Origin of the sequence: Psychromonas sp. B3M02 (genome assembly GCF_003318165.1) — a bacterium.
Taxonomy (GTDB): domain Bacteria; phylum Pseudomonadota; class Gammaproteobacteria; order Enterobacterales; family Psychromonadaceae; genus Psychromonas.
In genome coordinates this window covers 1-19,349 of record NZ_QOCB01000129.1, presented here as the reverse complement: position 1 = coordinate 19,349, position 19,349 = coordinate 1, and the positions used below count along the sequence as shown (strand labels likewise).

Genomic DNA, 19,349 nt, shown 5'->3' with positions numbered 1-19,349 from the left:
AATTTTCTGCTACCAAATAGTCATTTGGAGTAATAATCGGTAGAATAAACCCTCCTGAAAATAGAGAGTAATTTATGGAAGCATACACTTTAAAACCGAGTTTTTTTCACCCTCGATATTGGTTATCTTGGGTAGGCATTTCAGCTTTATTTTTATCTTCATTACTCCCTTATTCTACCCTGCTTAAATTAGGCAAGTTTTTAGGTCGTATAGCGATTCCGTTTGCGAAACAGCGTTTCCATACTGCACGTCGTAATCTTGAACTCTGTTTTCCAGATCTAAGCGAAGAAGAGATTGATGCCAAGGTGAAAGCCAATTTTGAAAATACGGGTATCGCTTTATTTGAAATGGGCATGGCATGGTTTTGGCCGACTTGGCGAGTGCGCGGCCTGATAAGCGTACGTGGATTAGATAATCTTGAACATGCAATGCGACAAGATCAAGGAGTTATCTTTTTAGGCGCGCATTTTTTAACCTTAGAAATGGGAGCCCGAGCATTAGGACTGGTACATCCATGTTATCCAGTTTATAGAAAAAACAGCAATCAAGTATTAGATTATTGGTTTTATCGAGGTAGAAGTCGTGAACATAAAGCGATGTTAGATCGTAAAGACTTCAAAGCCATGTTACGCGTATTAAAAACGGGTCAATCATTATGGTACGCACCCGATCATGACTACGGAAGACATAAAAGTAGTGTCTTTGCGCCGTTTTTTAATGTAGAAAAAGCCAATACAGTTTCAGGTACCAGTACTTTAGCTCGTGTCAAAAATAGCGTGGTCATTCCTTTATTTTTAAAGCGCTTACCAGGGGCTGAAGGCTACGAGCTTATCTTTAACCCGCCACTTGTGGACTTCCCAAGTAATGATGTGATTGTCGATACCACTCGTACCAATCAAGAAATTGAAAAAATGGTAAAAGAGTGTGATGATCAATACATGTGGTTACACCGTCGATTTAAAACCCGACCTGAAGGTGAAGCCTCGTTTTATAAGTAGCCAGTCACCTAAAGCTAACCAACACAGTTAGCTTTAGGTTCAATCAACATACTTTATTATTGCTAATTGAAAAGCTGTTTCCAAATACCCACTACCCATTCTCTTTCTTCAACAAATTGGTCTACTACCGTAACACGAGCCTCTTTCCCTAACGTTAATCGGTGGGCGGTATCACGTATATGGCAATAGGCATCACTCAATTGTGTCGCTTGCTTTTCGGTTAACAACTCCGCTTCTCTACAGGCATTAAAAATACGTAAATTATCCGACCATTTTGTAAGTAATTCAGGATGTTGGTGTGCATATGCTAAGACGAGATACTGCGCAATAAACTCAATGTCAACCATACCTCCTGGCGACTGTTTCAAGTCAAACTGCCCAGCTGTTGCTCTATTTAAATGATCACGCATTTTATTGCGCATTGCTGTTACAGCGTTACTCAATTTCTCTCTATCACGCTTCTGACTTAAGACTTGGCAACGAATAGCATTAAACTCGGCTAACATCTCTTGATCAATAAAAACAGGTCGAGTACGTACTAAGGCTTGATGCTCCCACGTCCATGCTTCTTCCAATAAATATCGTTTAAATCCTTCTAACCCTGCTACTAATGGGCCGGCATTACCTGAAGGACGCAAACGCATGTCAATTTCATACAATGTTCCTGAATTAGTGCGCGAGCTAAACAAGTGGATAATACGCTGCGCTAAACGGAAGTAGAATAAGCGGTTATCAATAGGACGACGACCATTGGTCTCACCAGCGATATGTGTATCATGTAAAAACACGACATCAAGATCGGATCCGTAACCTAACTCAAGCCCGCCCATTTTTCCGTAAGCTATGACAGCAAAACCTTTACGATCAGTACCTTCAACATTACTTGGAAAGCCAAATTTATCAGTAATTTGTGCCCAAGCGATCTGCACGACATAGTCCAATATTGCTTCGCTTAATGCAGTCAGATGATCACTAACCTGTGGTAATTTAATGCCCTTGGCAATATCTGCAGTGGCAATATGTAAAAACTGCATCTGTTTAAACTGGCGTAGCGCTTCCATCTGTTGTTCCATATCCTCACCTGGAATACGCAACATAAACTGCTGTAATTCACTGCGATAGCTATCTAAAGCAGTGGGATGATATAGCTTCGCCGGGTCTAATAATTCATCTAATAAAATTGGATGACGAGCCAATTGTTCAGAGACACGATAACTTTCAGAGCATAGTTTTAATAATTGCTTTAATGCTCCTTCATTCTCATTTAATAACTCTAAATAAGCAGTTCGACGCATGATATTAATCAGTAGATGATGGATGCGTTCAAACAACTGGTCAGGCTGAGGATACTCACATATTAAAGAGATAATTCGCGGTAATAGTTTATCAATCGTCTCTTGCCCTCTTGGCCCGATTGGACGACGACTCATATCATGCTTAAGTGATACAATCATCTTAGCAAAAGCCTGTACCTGCTCGGTTGTCACTTGCTGTTCAATAATGTTTTCAGCTAATAAAGACACCATCTCCTGACTATCCAGATCTAATTGCCATACCTCAACAAAGGCTTGTTCAGCTTGATGTTGTTGTTCGTCCGCTTCACCCACCACCCAATTAAACTCATGGTTAACCTTTGCCATCACTTCCGTTAAGTGAGTGTAAAAGCTGTCCCAATCAGAAAAATCAAGTACCTTGATTAAACGAAGTTTATCCAGCGCATTAGCAGGCAATGTTTGGGTTTGTTGATCGGCTATTTCCTGAAGTACATTTTCCACCACACGTAGGAATCGATAGGACTTCAATAAACAATCGACACGTTGCTGAGGCAAGATGTCTAAATCAGCAATTACCTGTAAAGCTTGCTCTAAGCCTTTACACTGTAATTCGATATTTCTACCGCCATGGATCAATTGAAAGGCTTGTACCACGAACTCAATTTCGCGAATCCCTCCTTTTCCTAGTTTAATATTGTCTTTTAAGCCCTTTCTACGCACTTCGGCACTGATCATTGCTTTCATTTTTCGTAAAGAATCAATGGCACTGAAATCGATATAACGCCTAAACACAAAAGGACGTAACATCGCCATTAACGCGGTTTTATCTGCGCCTTCTTTACCCAATACTCGCGCCTTAACCATGGCATAACGTTCCCACTCCCGACCATGAGTTTGATAATAATCTTCCAAAGAATTAAAACTAGAGACTAAAGGTCCTGACTCCCCAAAAGGACGTAAACGCATATCCACACGGTACACAAAACCATCCACAGTGATTTGATGTAATGCGGCAATTAAACGCTGACCTAATTTGGTGAAGAAGACCGGATTCTCAATCTCTCTGCGCCCACCTTGAGTATGTCCTTTTTCTGGGTAAGCAAAAATAAGATCAATATCAGAGGAGAAGTTAAGCTCTTGCCCACCTAACTTACCCATTGCAAAGATATATAAATGTTGTTGCTCACCAGACTCACCAATCGGTGTTCCTTGCTCTTTGCACTGTAATGTATATAACCAATCTGCACTTTGTTGTATCAGTTGGTCAGCTAAAAAGGAGGTCTGCTGTAAGCTTTCTTGCAGTGTGCTTATGTTTAACAATTCACGCCAAGCAATGACCAACATATGTTTACGTCTAAATAAGCGTAATACCTGATGTAACTCAGTTTCTGATTGCACCTTGGCTAATTGCGCTTGCAATTCGGCTTCTATCACTACTTTTCTATCTTCAGTGATTAATAATTCACTGTTAAATAGTATTTCGAGTAGGCTAGGTTGCTTTATTAATGATTCAGCCACAAAATCACTTAACCCACATAGTTCAGTGAGTTGTTGTTTTTGTTGTGCAGTTAAAAAAGACAGGTCAAGACGTTCACTTAATTGTTGCAGATGCTTGTTCGCAGTTTCTATTAATAAAGACATAAAGTACCTAAAAGAAAGGTTTAATGAGCAATTAATATTAACTTAACAGTTGTTTTGAAACCGATCAGTAGTTTTCAACATTTAATCATTGAAAACTAATTTAAACACCGCATTATTATAATGTTGGTCACAGAGCGGACTTATTAATAATCATTATGCACAATCAACACTTTGTTCATTATCGCAGCAGGTTGGGCAATCAATCTGTATAAATAAAAATATAAATCCATTGACATATAATGACAAGACTACTAAATTAATAGTCACAAGACATTTAATGTCACAAAGGTTAAGGAACACGATGAATATTCATACTATTGCTACCCATTTAAATAAGTTAGCAGACGATACCGAAACGGGCTTTAATTTTGACTGTACACCCATCAATGGTGAAATAGATGTATTACAGGTAGAAATCATTGGCCGTGAAGAGATCCCTATTTTTGTTTCTATTAGTGATAACCAAATCTTATGTATCGCCTACTTATGGGGTGAAGATGAGATTAAAACTGAACTGAAAGCGAATATGATGGAAGCGATGTTAGAAATGAACATTCCAATGCCATTATCAGCTTTTGCTAAAGTCGAGAACAAATATGTTGTTTTTGGCGCGCTATCTATCAACTCAAGCCTAGAAGATATAGAGCTTGAATTAGTGACTTTAAGCGATAATAGCCTTGAAGTGATTAGTGAAATGGATAGTTACTTACAATAATTCGGAGTGAACAATGAGCATATTTAAAAAGATTATTACAGCAGTACGTGGTGGCGCAACTGAAGCCGGTGAAGCAATTGTTGACGCTAACGCAACACGTATTTTTGAACAAGAGATCCGTGACTCTGAAAAGCATATTACTATCGCGAAGCGTGACTTAACTGAAGTCATGGCAAAACAGATGCAAGCAGCACGCGAGTTAGCTCAACTACAAGCTAGCATTAAAGAACACGAAGGTTATGCGATGCAAGCGCTTAACCAAGGTAATGAAGCGTTAGCCATTGAAGTGGCTGAAAAAATTGCTGAACTAGAAAGCAGCGCAGCTGACCAACAACAAGCAAATGAAAGCTTCTTAAGCAGTGCTGACCGTTTGAAAGAGCTGATCAAGAAAAGTGAACGTCAATTAACTGAATATAAACGCCAGTTAACCATGGTAAAGACCACTGAAAGCGTACAAAAAGCAACATCAGCGATTACTGACAACTTTTCGGCAAGTAACTCTAAACTATTGAATGCTAAAGATTCATTAGAGCGTATTAAGAAAAAACAAGCAATGTTTGATGATAAGCTAAAAGCTGCAGAGCAATTAGATGCAGAAACACCAGAGCAAACATTAAAAAGCAAACTACAAGATGCCGGCATTGGCGCACAGCAAACGAGTGCTCAATCAGTGTTGGATCGTTTAAAGAAAAAATAAGGGCTTAGTAGTTTAACCCTTTCTAAAACACGACCAGCACTTGCTCGTCGTGTTTTTTGCCATATAAAATAGTATATTGTACTAATCTTGCTTGTTTAAGGAGCACCATGAGCTTTCTATCTTCACTATTTAAAAAGAAACCCGCAGCACCTACTCGTGTTCTTAATCAGCCTAAGCAATTGTTACAAGGTGATATATTTTGTTTTGGCGATAGCTTTGCTTTACCTGAAGCGATGCGTAAGCAGCAATTACAAGTTACCGATATCACTACTGTAGAATTTCAACACCAGCACTATGTACAATTAACTAGCCAAGGTGCAGGTGAAAAGCTGGTTTACTTAAGTTTTCCTAAAAATCCAAAAAATTTAATAAAATGTAGTTTATTATTAAGCCGCGCCGAGGTTGAAGCTTTATTTGATTTAGATGCGTTTGCTGAGATTTTCGAGGCACCAGGTAAAGCAAGATTAATTCCACTAACAGAGCAGCATAATTATGGTGATATGTTAGCGACAGAGTACATTCAGCAAGATTTTGAAACTTCAGGTTATATCCATCAAGCTGATTACCGAGATACAAAACCACCACAATTTACCGATCAAGACCATGGTAGAGAGTTTCAATACTTTTCACTTGAAGGTAATAAAGAGTTACGTTCAATCGATATTTTCATTTTTGAGAATGGTGATACTGACGTTTATTTATCTAGTTTTAGACCTGCTATTGATATTGCAGAATTATGGATCAAAGGAGAGTAAGGATGCCTAACGGTGAATTACCTAAAAAATGGCAGCAATCAGCAAAAGTAGTTAAAGCAGTACAAATTGCCTTTGATATGGATAGCAAACTTCAATATAGCATTCGCCGCAGTGCATTAGATGAGGGAATTAGCCCTTCAGAAAAGATCCGTGATCTACTTGAACTCCCCACCCATAAAAAACCAAAGCGCCCACGTTTAACCGTAAGCTTAAGCGCCGAGGATTATACTCAATTAGGTTTGCGTTATAATATTCCTGCTGAAAATCAATTAGATATAAAGAAATGTGTGGTAGAAGAGTTAACTCAGTTTGCCTCTGGTAGTGAATACTTTGAGCAAGCCGAATAATAAATAGATTTATTCGCCCCTATTATAAGTAGCTGATTAGTTTAAAAGTAACTTCACCATAAATATGCTTATAAATGCGCTCAGTTAAACTAAAAGCAAGCACGCTATTATTGTGCTTGCCTACCATCCTCTATTTTTTCACTAACAACACAGTGTAACCTAAGATTTCATCGGTCATTTCTGTTACTTCCTGTAACACAACAACTGAACCTTCTACTATCTCTTTAACCTGTGCCAAGTTGGTATTAATGTCATCCGCTACAGTCGCTTGCTCTTTTGCCGCCGATGCAATTTGATAGTTTAAGTCTGAAATATGGCTAACTTTACCCACAATGTCAGATAACTTGATACCCGCTTTCGTCACTTCAGTCACACCTACCTCAGCCTCTTTCACACTACTGTCCATTAAGCCTACTGCTTGTTGTGCACTTTGTTGTAAAAGCTCAATCATAGATTGAATCTCCACCGTAGCATCCTGTGTGCGCTTCGCTAAGTTACGCACTTCATCAGCGACTACAGCAAAACCTCGACCCGCTTCACCAGCACGTGCTGCTTCAATTGCTGCATTTAACGCAAGTAGGTTAGTTTGATCAGAGATACTGCGAATGGTATCCACCACACTACCTATACTTTCTACTTTAGTTTCAACGTTATTCACCGCAATCGCTGAATCATCAATATTACGAGAAAGTGAGTTAATTGATGCAATGGTAGCATCCACAGCTTGTCGTCCCTCTTCGGCTACATTTGATGCATCTAAAGTAGAAGCAGATGCACTTTCAGCATTATCTTCCACTTCACGCACCGCTGCGGTCATCTGGTTCATCGCAGTGGCTAAGGATTCAATCTGCTCAAACTCTTCAGCAATGGAATCATTAATCATCTCCATACAAGAGCCAAATTGCTCTGTTACTTCATGTAACTTGCCTAAGGTGCTGGCATCCGATCCACTCTTTTGATTCAACTGTTCAGCTTGACGATGCGCAAAAAAGTAAAGTTGTGAAAAGTTACCTTTTAACTGTTCAGGTTGTGCTGATTCAGGATCTTTAAGGTAACTCTGTAAGACCAATAATTGCTTCTGTTGACAGTAGTCCTGCCACATAACAAACAAACTTAATAGAAATAACAAAATAAAAGCTGGAGGTAGGCTAAATAAGAAGAGTTGATTAAGTATCAGTGTAACTACTGAGCCTAATACAAAGAAAATAATCCCTTTACTGAGGGCTGATGTATTAACGAGTTGTTTTTCTAGGCCGTTTAAATGTGTTTTATCCATAAATCCGCTCAAGTTAAGGTGAATAATAACGCGTATATTATTTAAAGATGCGCGTTATAAAATAAAGGAAGATAACCATAAATAAGTTATCGACCTTTAGATTCAAAACATTAGCGTAATTTAGCGAATAAATTATCCAATTATGAGTAAACATTAATAGGTTGTGATCCATTCACTATTATTTTACGCATTTTCTCCTATTTCAAAGTAAGTTTAATGTTCAGGCTCTAACCAATACATATCATTCGCAACAGCGTATTGCTTGGATTGCTCAATGGCACTTAATAACGAGTATTGCTTACGTTTAACCCATTTAAAGTATTCATTTCTTACTTCGTTATCTTCCTCTTCTAGCGCTTGATCATAGATAGCATCTAACATCGATAACTCTTGCATCCCTTGGTAGATATCTAACCATGGATAGCAATACTCAACACTACGTTGCGCATCAAATAGATTACCTAAACTAAATCCTGTCATTAAGTTAGCCGCTAACAAACCTTGGTGCTGTAATAGGTTTTCTATGGTTAGGATCGGCTCAGCGGATAACTCAGCTTTTAATTTAGACCAGGCTTCAGTTAAGGCGTGATCTGAAAAAGCTAATAAAGAGGTTGAGTTTGCCTCTTTCTGGGCTGTTTTCTCTAATTTAATTAACCACTCAGTTAACCCTAATACAAAATGGCAGTAGCGCGAACTGTGCAACATATTGAAGATATCCTCTTCACTTGGTAACGCTTGCTCTGCTAATCGCAATTTCTTTTGTAATTGTTTTAACTTAGGTAACTTACGAATGTAATAGGCTTTATTTTCTAAAAGTTTTTGGAATACTAAACGTTCATCCACCCATGAGAAGCTTCGCGCTAACCATTGTAAATCTTCAACCCAGCTATACCCTTTGAATGAAGTGCCTGCTTCACGAAATAGGTGAATGTTCTGATGCAAAAACATAATACTTTTCTGCAGCTCCACTAAAGCATTAAAATCGCCCTCTTCTAAATAGCAGTTTTCATGGTATTGCAGATGTTTTAAACCATGTTGAAAGTTAACGGATAATGCTTCTTTAACATCCATTTCAGGCTGCAGAGCAGAAAAGTCGATAGGTTTTACCGCAAAGCGAGCACCTTCATTCAACATGTAGCCTCGTTGCGCCTTACTCACATTACCTAAACGCACCTGTGGTAGTGAAGCAATGTCTTTACCTAATACAAATAACTGTGCTTCATCGCCTTTGACTAATTCCAGCTCAATTTCACAAATATCTGCCTCTTCTTGAGCCGCTGTTATTTTGCCGCAATCGTACGCTACTTCAATTAAAGTACCGTCTTCCATCTCCAATAACCAGTGTAAACGCCTAAAGTCTGTACTAAAAAGTGGCGATAATTGTGTCTGTAATTGCTCAATATCACAATTCTCAGGCCAAATTTTCTTATTAAACAACCCAAGTTGTGGATCTAAACCATCTATCGGTTCATTATATTCAGGTCGCTGATGCAAACCGCCAATAACACGACCAGATGTTTTAATGGTTTGTGTACACTGGCCATCGATACGTCTTACTCTTAATCCCATATCCATTGTTCTAAGCGCACGAGTAGGCGTTTCAAAATACACGTTATAGAGCATCTGATTTTTATGGGAGATTACCGTGTATTGACTAATTTTATGCAATAGTTCATCGGCAAAGTGTGCATTGAAAAAAAACTTAATTTCTATTTCTGTTTCCATAATGTTTACCGAAATTACCCTTATTTTGATGGTTTGGATCATTTTAAATCTTAAAATTTACTGAATAATACTAAATTCATGTTCTATTGTGTGCAAAAGAAAGTTAACATGCGCCGCTTAATAGATGTCAATAGAACTAGAAAGTGGCAATAATGCCATAAAACTCGAAGGTGAATCATGCCAGTTAATTCGATATTTGGAGTGTTTGCAAAATCTCCAATTAAACCAATCCAATTACACATGGACAAAGTCGCAGTATGTAGCGAATTATTGTTACCGTTCTTTGAAGCATGCTCAAATAATGATTGGGTAAAAGCGGACCAAGTACGCAAACAGATATCTCAGTATGAACGAGAAGCAGATGAGCTTAAACGTGAATTACGTTTAACTCTACCAAAAGGCTTGTTTATGCCGATTGACCGAGCTGATTTAATTGAGCTCGTTAATCGCCAAGATAAAATTGCTAATACAGCCAAAGATATCGCAGGACGCGTATACGGACGCCAACTACAAATACCTCATGAAATATTCGTTGATTTCATGGCGTATATACAACGTAGTTTAGATGCGATCCAACAAGCAAGAAATGCGATTAATGAATTAGATGAACTACTTGAAACAGGCTTTAAAGGCCGTGAAGTAGACATCGTCACTAAGATGATTGAAGTACTTGAAACGATTGAAGATGATACCGATTCATTACAAATCAAACTTCGCCGCAATTTGTTAGCCATTGAAGATAACTACAAACCAGTAGATGTAATGTTTTTGTATAAAATTTTAGAGTGGGTAGGTGGTTTAGCCGATCACTCTGAACTGATCGGAACTCAGCTAGAACTGATTCTAGTAAGATCGTAGCGTTAAGGACTAAATCATGGATATTTTAAACACATACGGCAGCATGCTAGTTTTGCTTGCTGGCACAGTCGGCTTTTTGATGGCTTGGGGTATAGGTGCAAATGACGTAGCGAACGCTATGGGCACCTCAGTAGGATCAAAAGCACTAACGATTAAACAAGCGATCATCATCGCAATGATTTTTGAGTTCTCTGGTGCTTACTTAGCAGGTGGAGAAGTAACTTCAACTATTCGTAAGGGGATTATCGACGCCGCTTACTTTATCGACCAACCTGAACTACTGGTTTATGGTATGACCGCAGCATTATTAGCCGCTGGTTTATGGTTAATTATTGCATCATTCTACGGCTGGCCTGTATCAACAACTCACTCAATTGTTGGTGCGATTGTTGGTTTCTCTGCTGTAGGTGTGGGTGTTGATAGTGTTACCTGGAGTAAAGTGATTGGTATAGTAGGTAGTTGGATTATTACCCCGCTTATCTCCGGTATTATTGCTTATTTGATATTTATGAGCTCCCAAAAGTTAATATTTAATACCAAAGACCCGATCACCAATGCTAAACGTTACGTACCTTTGTATATGTTTTTAGCTGGTTTTGTATTGTCATTAGTGACAATTACTAAAGGCCTTAAACATATCGGTTTACACTTCTCTACAACTGAAGCAGTGACCTTAGCAGTGCTGATCGGTATTGTTGTGGCGGTGATTGGTAAGTTCTTTATTAACCGAGTGAAGATTGATCCTAAAGCAGATAAAGAGATGCATTTTGCTAATGTGGAAAAAATATTTGCCGTATTAATGATAGTAACAGCTTGTGCAATGGCATTTGCACATGGTTCAAATGACGTAGCAAATGCAATCGGTCCACTAGCTGCCGTGGTTAATATTGTTGAACATAACGGTGAAATCACTGCTAAAGCACAACTAGCTTGGTGGATTTTACCACTAGGTGGTATCGGTATCGTGCTAGGCCTCGCTATTTTTGGTAAGCGTGTAATGGCAACAATCGGTAATGGTATTACTCACTTAACACCAAGCCGTGGTTTTGCCGCTGAATTAGCCGCTGCATCAACGGTTGTTATTGCTTCAGGTACTGGCTTACCTATTTCTACAACACAAACATTAGTTGGTGCTGTATTAGGTGTCGGTATGGCACGTGGTATTGCAGCCCTTAATTTAGGGGTAGTACGTAACATTGTTATCTCTTGGGTGGTAACACTGCCTATTGGAGCTGGATTGTCGATCGTATTCTTCTACCTATTAAAAAGTATTTTTTCTTAGAAATTAATACTTCTAAACGAAAAAGAGAGCTTAGGCTCTCTTTTTGCTTTTACTGAGCCGCAATTGCTTTTAGAATGATTGCTCAATTTATTTGTTAAAGGTTTTTCTTTTGAAATTATTCAAACTATTTTTGCTGTGTTTACTGTTTCCAGCCAGCAGCTTTGCGGCAACGCAATACGTCAGTGATGAACTTTCTATCTACATGCATTCTGGTCCAAGTTTACAATATCGTATTATTGGTACGATTGAAGTAGGTACAGAGGTAAATACATTACAATATAACGAGAAAACAAAGTTTTCACAGGTAAGAACCTCTACAGGTCGTGTGGGTTGGGTTAAAGCATCAGAGATCCAAACTGAACAACCTGCAAAATCTTTATTACCTGCACTACAGAAAAAATATCAAGAGAGTCAAGATAAACTCAATACTATCAACAGTGAAAATGAAGCTGCCAATGCTGAACAAACACAAGCGATCATCGATAAAGATAGCTTAATTGCACAGTTAGACAGTGAAAAACGCGCATTACGTGACACTATTGCTGATTTAAAAGAGCGCAATATGGAGCTTGATTTATTGCAAGACACCAAAGATGAACGCGTTAAGATGGAATGGTTAATGTACGGAGGCAGTGTATTGTTCTTTGGTATGTTAGTCGGTTTGATTATCCCATTTTTACCACGTCGTAAAAAACGTACCGATAACTGGTAAAAATAGTTTATCCTTCATAAAAAACGCACTTAGGTGCGTTTTTTATTGGTTATATGATCATCCATTCCAATCCTGTAATGATTCTAAGGTAAAGCTCTGACCGCCTAAACGAAATACACTTTGTTGCGCTAATATATCCACCAGCTCGATATCCCCAAGCACATCACCTATACGCATATCAACGCCGTTAATACGAATCCAACTATCTGCTTCATTGGTTGAATAAACATGAGAGTCATAGCGCATATTAGGCACTTTACGTTGAAAGCTGCTTGGCATTTCACGAATATCTGAGGCAACAACTTGTTGTGGTTGCGCTTGAATGGACTTATCACTTAATACCCCGTTTTTCTCTTCCTCAACGGCTAGTGCAAAACGCTGTTTAAGTGACTCAGGCACACTGTCTAAATCTATATCTGATAAGAGTTCTTCCTGTTGCTGCTTTTCATTGATTGCATCTAATTTATCTTGAGCTGTTACACCTGTTTCAGCAATCTGCTCAGGTAAATCAGAAGCTTGCTCTGAAGTCACAGCCACAGGGTCAACGCTGTCCCAGGAAGGTGCTGGTGCTTGTCTAATAGGTAGTGGAATTGTTTTAAACTGCACTTCACTAACTCGGCTCACTGGCTCTGCGATTGGCAGAGTGTCGATTACCTCTTGCTGCTGAACTTCAACGACTGGTGCCAGCTGTGTTTTAATGGCAAGTACAGGCTCTTTAGTTACTTGAGGAGCAGGTCGTAATAATAAGAAAATAACCACTCCTAACAATATCGCAATCAATAGCAATACAGATACCATCATCACTTTCCAACCACTACTCGCAACCGGCACTGTAGGTGGCATGGTTTGCTGTGATTGGCTCTTTTCTAATGCTTTTAAAATGGTCGACATAATGCCTCTATAATAATGATGGAATTTTAGGATCTAATTGCTGTGCTAATAGCATTAAGGTTTGTTGCCCAGCAATGCCATCTGCCACTAGTCCATTATCTTCCTGAAATGCTGTCACTTGCTCTTTTAACTCCCAATCAAAACGGTCTTTTTGTGTCTCTGGTAAACCATACAAACGATTAAGCTGCGCAGTCAGCCACAATACCCTGCCACTTTTTTCGCCGAACTTTAATGGTTTATCAATAGTAAAAGGCGGTTGCCACAATAATGTAAACTCACCACTCCAGTATTCATCCAACCACTCTCGATCTACTGTGATTTGTTGGCTACCAATTAATAATTCAAATTGATCTTCAACACGGTATAACACCGCATAAACAATATCTTCATCGGAGGCTAACTCAATGACTGCAGGGTAGTTAAGCGTGGTTAACTTCTGTAAAGAGGTATTGCTTGAAAAACACAATAGCGATCCTCTACTAGCTTGTTCACAATTTGCTTTCCCTGATGCCACTTGATAACCCCATACTGCAAATAATGTCTGCACCGCAGTATCATACTCGCCTTGAGATAGATTTAACGTTGGGTAGTTATTGAACCAAGATAATTGATTATTAATAGATGTCGGTGGTAATACAGGCGGTGTGATAGCAACGGGTTGTTGTATAGGCTCAGCAACTTCAGGAATAACATTTAGGTGCATTTCGCTGACGGTTTCCAACGCTTGCTCAGGTTGCATTAAATGATGCCAAATCTTTGGTGCTTGATAAACAGTAATCGCAACTAAAATCACTAAAAATAAAACGCGCCATAGATACTTAAAGAGGTTATTACCCGTATCATGATCCAGACTTAAGTCGATCTCTTTCACTGCTAAATCAACCATACTTGCGTTCACTTTGGGTGAATTTTGACTAAACGCACACAATAAACTCCGGTCACATATCAAGTTAATTAAACGCGGAATACCTCGACTATATTTGAAAATACGCTTCAGCAATTTAGTCTCAAAGATAGGATAACTAGCTCCTGCAACATTCAGGCGATGTTGAATATAATACTCTGTTTCCTGCAAGGTGAGTGGTAACAGATGATAACGTGCAGTGATACGCTGAGCTAGCTGACGTAATTGATTTTCTTTTAGTTTTTGTTGTAACTCTGTTTGCCCAATTAAGATAACCTGCAACGGTTTTTTATTATCTGATTCAATATTAGTTAATAGCCGTAATTGTTCTAATACTGCGAAACTTAAATGTTGTGCTTCATCGATTAAAACAATAGCACTGCGCCCTTTTTCTAGATTATGTAACATCCAACCACTGATCGCATCGAATAAGCTTTTTAAGCTCGTGCGTTGCTGGTCATAATCAATTTTAAACTGATCACAAATTGTCGCTAATAACTCCACTTCAGTTTGTGCAGGATTCAGTACAAAAGCGATATCCGTTTGCGCTGACATATCTTGTAATAACGCACGACACACAGTGGTTTTTCCTGTTCCTACCTCACCTGTCAGCAACACAAAACCACCATTACCCTGCAGCCCATACATCAAGTGTGCGAGAGCTTCCTTATGGCGATCACTTAAAAACAGAAAATCAGGATCAGGGGAAATAGAGAAGGGTTGCTCTTTCAAAGAAAAAAATTCTTGATACATTTTAAACCTTACGCTCAATGTGGATCCGCATTCAAAAGAACCGAAATAAATAGCCAATTAATCCTATGTTAACATCATATTAAAACATATATCCGTGACAATCATTAGTTATAGGATACACAAGCTTCAGCATCTTCCGATAGTTTGGTTATAATGAGTATATTGATGATTAAGGGGATAAGTAATGCAGGTGTTTTTAGTCGGTGGCGCAGTAAGAGATAAATTATTAGGTATCGAAGTTAAAGATCATGACTTTGTTGTCACTAACAGCACGCCTGAAAAAATGTTAGCACAAGGATTTACCCAAGTTGGTAAAGACTTCCCTGTATTTTTACACCCTTCAACAAATGAAGAATACGCCCTAGCCCGTACTGAACGTAAACAAGGTTCAGGCTACACAGGTTTTACTTGTTATGCAGGTGAAGATGTTACCCTAGAAGATGATTTAGCACGTCGTGACCTGACCATTAACGCCATTGCACAAAGTAAGGAGCAACAGTTAATTGACCCCTATGGTGGCCAGCAAGATTTGGCTGATAAAGTATTACGCCATATTAGCCCTGCTTTTAGCGAAGATCCGCTACGTGTATTACGTGTTGCTCGTTTCGCTGCGCGCTTTGCAAAACTAGGCTTTTATATTGCCCCTGAAACCTTACAGTTAATGACAGAGATTGCTGCCAGTGGTGAATTACAGAGTTTAACTCCAGAACGAGTCTGGGTAGAAACAGAGAAAGCTCTGCGTACCGATAGCCCACAAGTATACTTTCAAGCATTAAGAGATTGTGGTGCATTAGCCGCACTATTTCCTGAAATCGACAACTTATATGGCGTGCCAGCACCAAAACGTTGGCATCCAGAAATTGATACCGGCATTCATACGTTAATGGTGGTAGAACAAGCTTGTTTACTCTCTGATTCCGTTGCCTTTCGCTTTGCCTGTTTAGTGCATGACTTAGGTAAAGCATTAACCCCTCAAAGTGAATGGCCTAGTCATAAAGGGCATGGAATGAAAGGCTTAGCAGTGATTAAAAAATTCTGTAAACGCTTAAAAGTACCCAATGAATGTCGAGATTTAGCGCTATTAGTGAGCGAGCATCATACTAATATCCACAGTGCTTTCGAGTTACGCGCAAGTACTTTGGTAGGCATTATGGATAAGTGTGATGCATGGCGAAAACCACAGCGTTTCCAACAAATGTTGCAATGTTGCGTTGCTGACTCTAAAGGCAGAACCGGCTTTGAGTTATTACCTTACCCAACAGCGGACTATACGTGGAAAGCGTTTCAGCATGCTTTAACTGCTGATATTCAAGCGATCATTAAACAAGGTTTTCAAGGTGTAGAGATCAGAAATAAGCTACAACAGCAAAGAATTGACCTTGTACAAGAGTTTAAAGATAACAACCCTAAACCAAACTAACTTCTACGCCTATTAAGAACAGGGCAAAGGACCCGAAGATCCTTTGCTTTGTATTAACTTAATACGTAAAACAACGCAGCCCCTAATATCAAACGATAGATAACAAAAGGCAACATGCCAATTTTATTCAATAGTATTAAGAAGACGTGAATACATAAAATCGCACTAATAAAAGAGACACCAGCGCCCAATGCTAACGAAGTCCAGTCTACATATTCATCGGATAAGATAAATTTAAGTAAATCATAACCCGACGCCATAGAGATGATTGGCACCGACATCAAGAATGAGAATCGCGCTGCCGCATTACGCGTTAACCCTAGCATTAAACCTGCTGTAATAGTGATACCTGAACGAGAGGTACCCGGAATTAAAGCTAATGCCTGTGCACAACCTAAAAAGATAGCGCCTTTTAATCCCGTTTGATATTCGGTTTTAACCTGTACCGCTTTAGCATCTGCCCACCACAGTAACAAACCAAACAATACCGTAGTCGTTGCTACTACGTAACCACTACGTAGATATAACTCAATATAATCTTTCCCCAAAAAACCAATTAACGCGGCTGGAATAGTCGCCCAAATAATCCACCAGGCAAGTTTGCTATCTTGAGTGGTTTGCTTATGTTTAATGGAATTGAACCACGCCAATGACATATTGCGTAAATCTTTATGGAAGTAGATAACCACGGCGGCTAAGGTACCGATGTTTAACACTAGGTCAAAAGCCAGACCTTGGTCTTGCCATCCTAGTAACACTGAAGGTAACAGTAAGTGTGCAGAACTCGAAATAGGTAAAAACTCAGTTAAACCTTGTATTAAGGCTAGAACAATAACTTCTAAAAAACTCATATTTATCTCATTTGGTTAAGATGATGATTGTGATTTGGCGATAACAGGTGAATCCACCTTCCATAACTTCTGTTTATCAGCTGGGTATTGTGCCCATAAAGTATGGTAACTAAGCTGTAAAACAGGATGTAATAATCTAGGTGCTAATTCTGCCAACGGTTTTAATACAAATGCATTCAAAGTGATTTCCGCACGAGGGAGATCAAGACTATTATCAATCACATCATCGTATAATAGTAGGTCCAGATCTAATGTTCGTGGTGCAAATTTAACCGCTTTTAATGGCCTACCTAACTGTATTTCAATCGCTTTCAGCTGTTTTATCACTTCTTCGATAGGTAAATCACTGGTTAGTTCCACCACTAGATTATAAAAATGACCCCCTTCGAATCCAACCGCTTCACTTTCATAAACATTAGAGAGGTTGAGTTCACCAAAGGTTTGTTGTAATGCTTGTACGCCCAAACGAATATTTTCACGTCGATTAATACTTGAACCAACACCAATGAAAATATGCGCCATTACTTTTCACCACGCTCAATTTGTACACCTAAGCTCTGTGCTTTAGGTAATGCACCCGGTTTATGTAATGTTAATTTAATCCAAGGCACTGCAAACTCTTGCATGATCAAAGCAGCAACTCGTTCTGCCATTGTCTCTAATAGTTCGAATTGGTTTTGTTGAGCAAATTGGTTAACACGCTCTGACACACTGAAATAGTTTAATGCGAGATTAATATCGTCATTCGCAGCTGCTGGTTTATTATCGTGGGCCATTTCTAAATCAAAGTAGAGCTTTTGTTGTACGCCCTTTTCCCAATCATAAACACCGATTGTACTGATCACTTCTAGCTGTTTTATAAAAACAATATCCATATTTGTATCCCATCATTGTATTTGTTTTTTGATACTACTACGCTTTTTTTTATTGCACTTAGCGGGTAGACTCAGACGTTAACCTGAAAATTATCATTGGCGGCTACATTGTTTCTTGGTAGGCAACATATAATTGACTCGCATTTTACCTTAATAGGATGAAATAAGTACCATGATTATACTGGCAACACTTATTTTTAGTCTCTTGGCCTATTTTCTTGGCGCAGTTAACGGTGCGATTTTATTGTGCAAGTACAAAGGTTGGCCTGACCCGCGAAGCCATGGTTCAAAGAACCCAGGTGCAACCAATATGCTACGTATGCATCATGCGCAAGCAGCTAGCTTGGTACTTATCTTTGATCTGTTAAAAGGTACAATTCCTGTTTATCTTGCTTACTTCGTTGGTATCCCCCCGTTTGCCATTGGCTTTATTGGCATAGCGACCTGTTTAGGACATATTTTCCCACCTTACTTTAATTTTCAAGGCGGGAAAGCAGTAGCCACTGGCTTAGGCACATTATTACCCTTAGGTATGGATATGACAGGTTTAGTGGTGATCACCTGGTTATTAACTGTGGCGATTAGTGGTTATGCCTCTTTAGCTGCGATAGTCACTGCGATTGCCGCACCGGTTTATGTACACTTCATCAAACCAGAATTTACCTTACCCGTATTGATGTTATCCTGTTTAATTATCTTGCGGCATATCAGTAATATTCGTCGTTTACTGACAGGTAAAGAGAAAAAGATAGTTAACTGGAAGCAATAATCAACAATAAGATTAACCTGTCATGTAAGTGCATTTATGATAGGGTCTCATTCATCGAATACAACCGAGAAATTGGCTACTTGCTCGGTATTATTTATTTTAATTAAAGGACAGACTTATGCGTTTATTACACACTATGTTACGTGTTACCAACTTAGAAAAATCGATCGATTTTTACCAAAATGTGTTGGATATGAAGCTATTACGTCAATCGGAAAATACTGAATATAAATATACCTTAGCTTTTTTAGGCTATGGTGATGAAGTTGATACAACAGTGATCGAATTAACTTATAACTGGGGTACTGACAGTTACGATATGGGTAATGCCTACGGACATATTGCTATCGAAACCGATGATATTTACCAAACCTGTGAAAAAATCAAAAGCTTAGGCGGTATTATTACTCGTGAGCCAGGTCCTGTAAAAGGCGGGTCAACGGTGATCGCTTTTGTTAAAGATCCTGATGGTTACATGATTGAATTAATTAACAAAAAAGATGCAGGTAAAGGTTTAGGCGAAGGTTAATACCAATCATAGTAAGTAACTGATCTATTTTACTTATTAAAACAACTTATTTTTTCGTTGTAAGTTTCGTATAGGGA

The 19,349-nt window shown here is 38.9% G+C and carries 19 protein-coding genes; 11 read left to right on the top strand and 8 right to left on the bottom strand.

From position 1 onward, the window contains the following. The first annotated feature begins 74 nt into the window (after window positions 1–74). Window positions 75–998 (top strand): LpxL/LpxP family Kdo(2)-lipid IV(A) lauroyl/palmitoleoyl acyltransferase, encoded by a 924-nt coding sequence (lpxL, locus tag DS885_RS14455; RefSeq protein ID WP_113820126.1) that lies wholly within the window; start codon window positions 75–77, stop codon window positions 996–998. Between the two features lie 62 nt (window positions 999–1,060). On the opposite strand, the gene glnE is transcribed toward lpxL, so the two are convergent. After that, window positions 1,061–3,913: a bifunctional [glutamate--ammonia ligase]-adenylyl-L-tyrosine phosphorylase/[glutamate--ammonia-ligase] adenylyltransferase gene (gene glnE, locus DS885_RS14450; protein ID WP_113820125.1), complete on the bottom strand. Its 2,853-nt coding sequence runs from the start codon at window positions 3,911–3,913 to the stop codon at window positions 1,061–1,063. A gap of 301 nt (window positions 3,914–4,214) precedes the next feature. Between glnE and DS885_RS14445 the strand changes: the two genes are divergently transcribed. From DS885_RS14445 to DS885_RS14430, 4 genes are all read left to right on the top strand, one after another. Continuing rightward, window positions 4,215–4,628 carry a YjfI family protein gene (locus DS885_RS14445; protein WP_113820124.1) on the top strand — a complete coding sequence of 138 codons (414 nt, stop codon included), beginning with the start codon at window positions 4,215–4,217 and terminating at the stop codon, window positions 4,626–4,628. Window positions 4,629–4,641: 13 nt separating this feature from the next. Beyond that, window positions 4,642–5,325: a PspA/IM30 family protein gene (locus DS885_RS14440; protein WP_113820123.1), complete on the top strand. Its 684-nt coding sequence runs from the start codon at window positions 4,642–4,644 to the stop codon at window positions 5,323–5,325. Between the two features lie 107 nt (window positions 5,326–5,432). Next, window positions 5,433–6,080, top strand: coding sequence for a hypothetical protein (locus DS885_RS14435; RefSeq protein WP_113820122.1), 648 nt, complete (start codon window positions 5,433–5,435; stop codon window positions 6,078–6,080). A gap of 2 nt (window positions 6,081–6,082) precedes the next feature. Further along, on the top strand, window positions 6,083–6,427 hold the full coding sequence (locus DS885_RS14430) for a hypothetical protein (protein ID WP_113820121.1): 345 nt from the start codon (window positions 6,083–6,085) through the stop codon (window positions 6,425–6,427). A 130-nt stretch (window positions 6,428–6,557) separates the two neighbouring features. Here the strand turns inward: DS885_RS14430 and DS885_RS14425 are convergent, their stop codons facing one another. Both DS885_RS14425 and DS885_RS14420 read right to left on the bottom strand, forming a co-directional pair. Then, on the bottom strand, window positions 6,558–7,703 hold the full coding sequence (locus DS885_RS14425) for a methyl-accepting chemotaxis protein (RefSeq protein ID WP_113820120.1): 1,146 nt from the start codon (window positions 7,701–7,703) through the stop codon (window positions 6,558–6,560). Between the two features lie 213 nt (window positions 7,704–7,916). After that, the gene (locus DS885_RS14420; protein ID WP_113820119.1) at window positions 7,917–9,428 is read right to left on the bottom strand and encodes a CYTH and CHAD domain-containing protein; all 1,512 of its coding nucleotides are present in this window, start codon (window positions 9,426–9,428) and stop codon (window positions 7,917–7,919) included. Window positions 9,429–9,605: 177 nt separating this feature from the next. Here DS885_RS14420 and DS885_RS14415 point away from each other — a divergent pair, with 177 nt between their 5' ends. The 3 genes from DS885_RS14415 (at window position 9,606) to DS885_RS14405 (ending at window position 12,280) form a co-directional block, all read left to right on the top strand. Beyond that, window positions 9,606–10,286: a TIGR00153 family protein gene (locus tag DS885_RS14415; RefSeq protein WP_113820118.1), complete on the top strand. Its 681-nt coding sequence runs from the start codon at window positions 9,606–9,608 to the stop codon at window positions 10,284–10,286. Window positions 10,287–10,302: 16 nt separating this feature from the next. Beyond that, entirely contained in the window at window positions 10,303–11,568 is a 1,266-nt protein-coding gene (locus DS885_RS14410) for an inorganic phosphate transporter (protein WP_113820117.1), read from the top strand. A 109-nt stretch (window positions 11,569–11,677) separates the two neighbouring features. After that, entirely contained in the window at window positions 11,678–12,280 is a 603-nt protein-coding gene (locus tag DS885_RS14405; protein ID WP_258546920.1) for a TIGR04211 family SH3 domain-containing protein, read from the top strand. Window positions 12,281–12,337: 57 nt separating this feature from the next. On the opposite strand, the gene DS885_RS14400 is transcribed toward DS885_RS14405, so the two are convergent. Further along, window positions 12,338–13,171 (bottom strand): general secretion pathway protein GspB, encoded by an 834-nt coding sequence (locus tag DS885_RS14400; RefSeq protein WP_113820116.1) that lies wholly within the window; start codon window positions 13,169–13,171, stop codon window positions 12,338–12,340. 7 nt (window positions 13,172–13,178) lie between these two features. After that, on the bottom strand, window positions 13,179–14,828 hold the full coding sequence (locus DS885_RS14395) for an AAA family ATPase (protein WP_113820115.1): 1,650 nt from the start codon (window positions 14,826–14,828) through the stop codon (window positions 13,179–13,181). Window positions 14,829–15,012: 184 nt separating this feature from the next. Here DS885_RS14395 and DS885_RS14390 point away from each other — a divergent pair, with 184 nt between their 5' ends. Next, window positions 15,013–16,248, top strand: a complete 1,236-nt coding sequence (locus tag DS885_RS14390; RefSeq protein ID WP_113820114.1) for a multifunctional CCA addition/repair protein — start codon at window positions 15,013–15,015, stop codon at window positions 16,246–16,248. Between the two features lie 53 nt (window positions 16,249–16,301). On the opposite strand, the gene DS885_RS14385 is transcribed toward DS885_RS14390, so the two are convergent. Genes DS885_RS14385 through folB form a run of 3 tightly spaced genes read right to left on the bottom strand, consistent with a single transcriptional unit; the run spans window position 16,302 to window position 17,974 of the window. Then, on the bottom strand, window positions 16,302–17,099 hold the full coding sequence (locus tag DS885_RS14385) for an undecaprenyl-diphosphate phosphatase (protein ID WP_113820113.1): 798 nt from the start codon (window positions 17,097–17,099) through the stop codon (window positions 16,302–16,304). A gap of 15 nt (window positions 17,100–17,114) precedes the next feature. Further along, the gene (gene folK, locus DS885_RS14380; protein WP_113820112.1) at window positions 17,115–17,621 is read right to left on the bottom strand and encodes a 2-amino-4-hydroxy-6-hydroxymethyldihydropteridine diphosphokinase; all 507 of its coding nucleotides are present in this window, start codon (window positions 17,619–17,621) and stop codon (window positions 17,115–17,117) included. Then, window positions 17,621–17,974 (bottom strand): dihydroneopterin aldolase, encoded by a 354-nt coding sequence (gene folB / locus DS885_RS14375; RefSeq protein WP_113820111.1) that lies wholly within the window; start codon window positions 17,972–17,974, stop codon window positions 17,621–17,623. Before folB ends, folK begins: the two co-directional genes overlap by 1 nt. A gap of 172 nt (window positions 17,975–18,146) precedes the next feature. On the opposite strand from folB, the gene plsY reads away from it, so the two are divergent. Further along, window positions 18,147–18,743, top strand: a complete 597-nt coding sequence (plsY, locus tag DS885_RS14370) for a glycerol-3-phosphate 1-O-acyltransferase PlsY (protein WP_113820110.1) — start codon at window positions 18,147–18,149, stop codon at window positions 18,741–18,743. A 118-nt stretch (window positions 18,744–18,861) separates the two neighbouring features. Beyond that, window positions 18,862–19,272, top strand: a complete 411-nt coding sequence (gloA, locus tag DS885_RS14365) for a lactoylglutathione lyase (protein WP_113820109.1) — start codon at window positions 18,862–18,864, stop codon at window positions 19,270–19,272. Window positions 19,273–19,349: the final 77 nt, after the last annotated feature.

Coding starts and splice junctions, on each gene's coding strand:
- lpxL (WP_113820126.1), top strand. CDS start 75: ATGGAAGCATACACTTTAAAACCGAGTTTTTTTCACCCTCGATATTGG.
- glnE (WP_113820125.1), bottom strand. CDS start 3,913: ATGTCTTTATTAATAGAAACTGCGAACAAGCATCTGCAACAATTAAGT.
- DS885_RS14445 (WP_113820124.1), top strand. CDS start 4,215: ATGAATATTCATACTATTGCTACCCATTTAAATAAGTTAGCAGACGAT.
- DS885_RS14440 (WP_113820123.1), top strand. CDS start 4,642: ATGAGCATATTTAAAAAGATTATTACAGCAGTACGTGGTGGCGCAACT.
- DS885_RS14435 (WP_113820122.1), top strand. CDS start 5,433: ATGAGCTTTCTATCTTCACTATTTAAAAAGAAACCCGCAGCACCTACT.
- DS885_RS14430 (WP_113820121.1), top strand. CDS start 6,083: ATGCCTAACGGTGAATTACCTAAAAAATGGCAGCAATCAGCAAAAGTA.
- DS885_RS14425 (WP_113820120.1), bottom strand. CDS start 7,703: ATGGATAAAACACATTTAAACGGCCTAGAAAAACAACTCGTTAATACA.
- DS885_RS14420 (WP_113820119.1), bottom strand. CDS start 9,428: ATGGAAACAGAAATAGAAATTAAGTTTTTTTTCAATGCACACTTTGCC.
- DS885_RS14415 (WP_113820118.1), top strand. CDS start 9,606: ATGCCAGTTAATTCGATATTTGGAGTGTTTGCAAAATCTCCAATTAAA.
- DS885_RS14410 (WP_113820117.1), top strand. CDS start 10,303: ATGGATATTTTAAACACATACGGCAGCATGCTAGTTTTGCTTGCTGGC.
- DS885_RS14400 (WP_113820116.1), bottom strand. CDS start 13,171: ATGTCGACCATTTTAAAAGCATTAGAAAAGAGCCAATCACAGCAAACC.
- DS885_RS14395 (WP_113820115.1), bottom strand. CDS start 14,828: ATGTATCAAGAATTTTTTTCTTTGAAAGAGCAACCCTTCTCTATTTCC.
- DS885_RS14390 (WP_113820114.1), top strand. CDS start 15,013: ATGCAGGTGTTTTTAGTCGGTGGCGCAGTAAGAGATAAATTATTAGGT.
- DS885_RS14385 (WP_113820113.1), bottom strand. CDS start 17,099: ATGAGTTTTTTAGAAGTTATTGTTCTAGCCTTAATACAAGGTTTAACT.
- folK (WP_113820112.1), bottom strand. CDS start 17,621: ATGGCGCATATTTTCATTGGTGTTGGTTCAAGTATTAATCGACGTGAA.
- folB (WP_113820111.1), bottom strand. CDS start 17,974: ATGGATATTGTTTTTATAAAACAGCTAGAAGTGATCAGTACAATCGGT.
- plsY (WP_113820110.1), top strand. CDS start 18,147: ATGATTATACTGGCAACACTTATTTTTAGTCTCTTGGCCTATTTTCTT.
- gloA (WP_113820109.1), top strand. CDS start 18,862: ATGCGTTTATTACACACTATGTTACGTGTTACCAACTTAGAAAAATCG.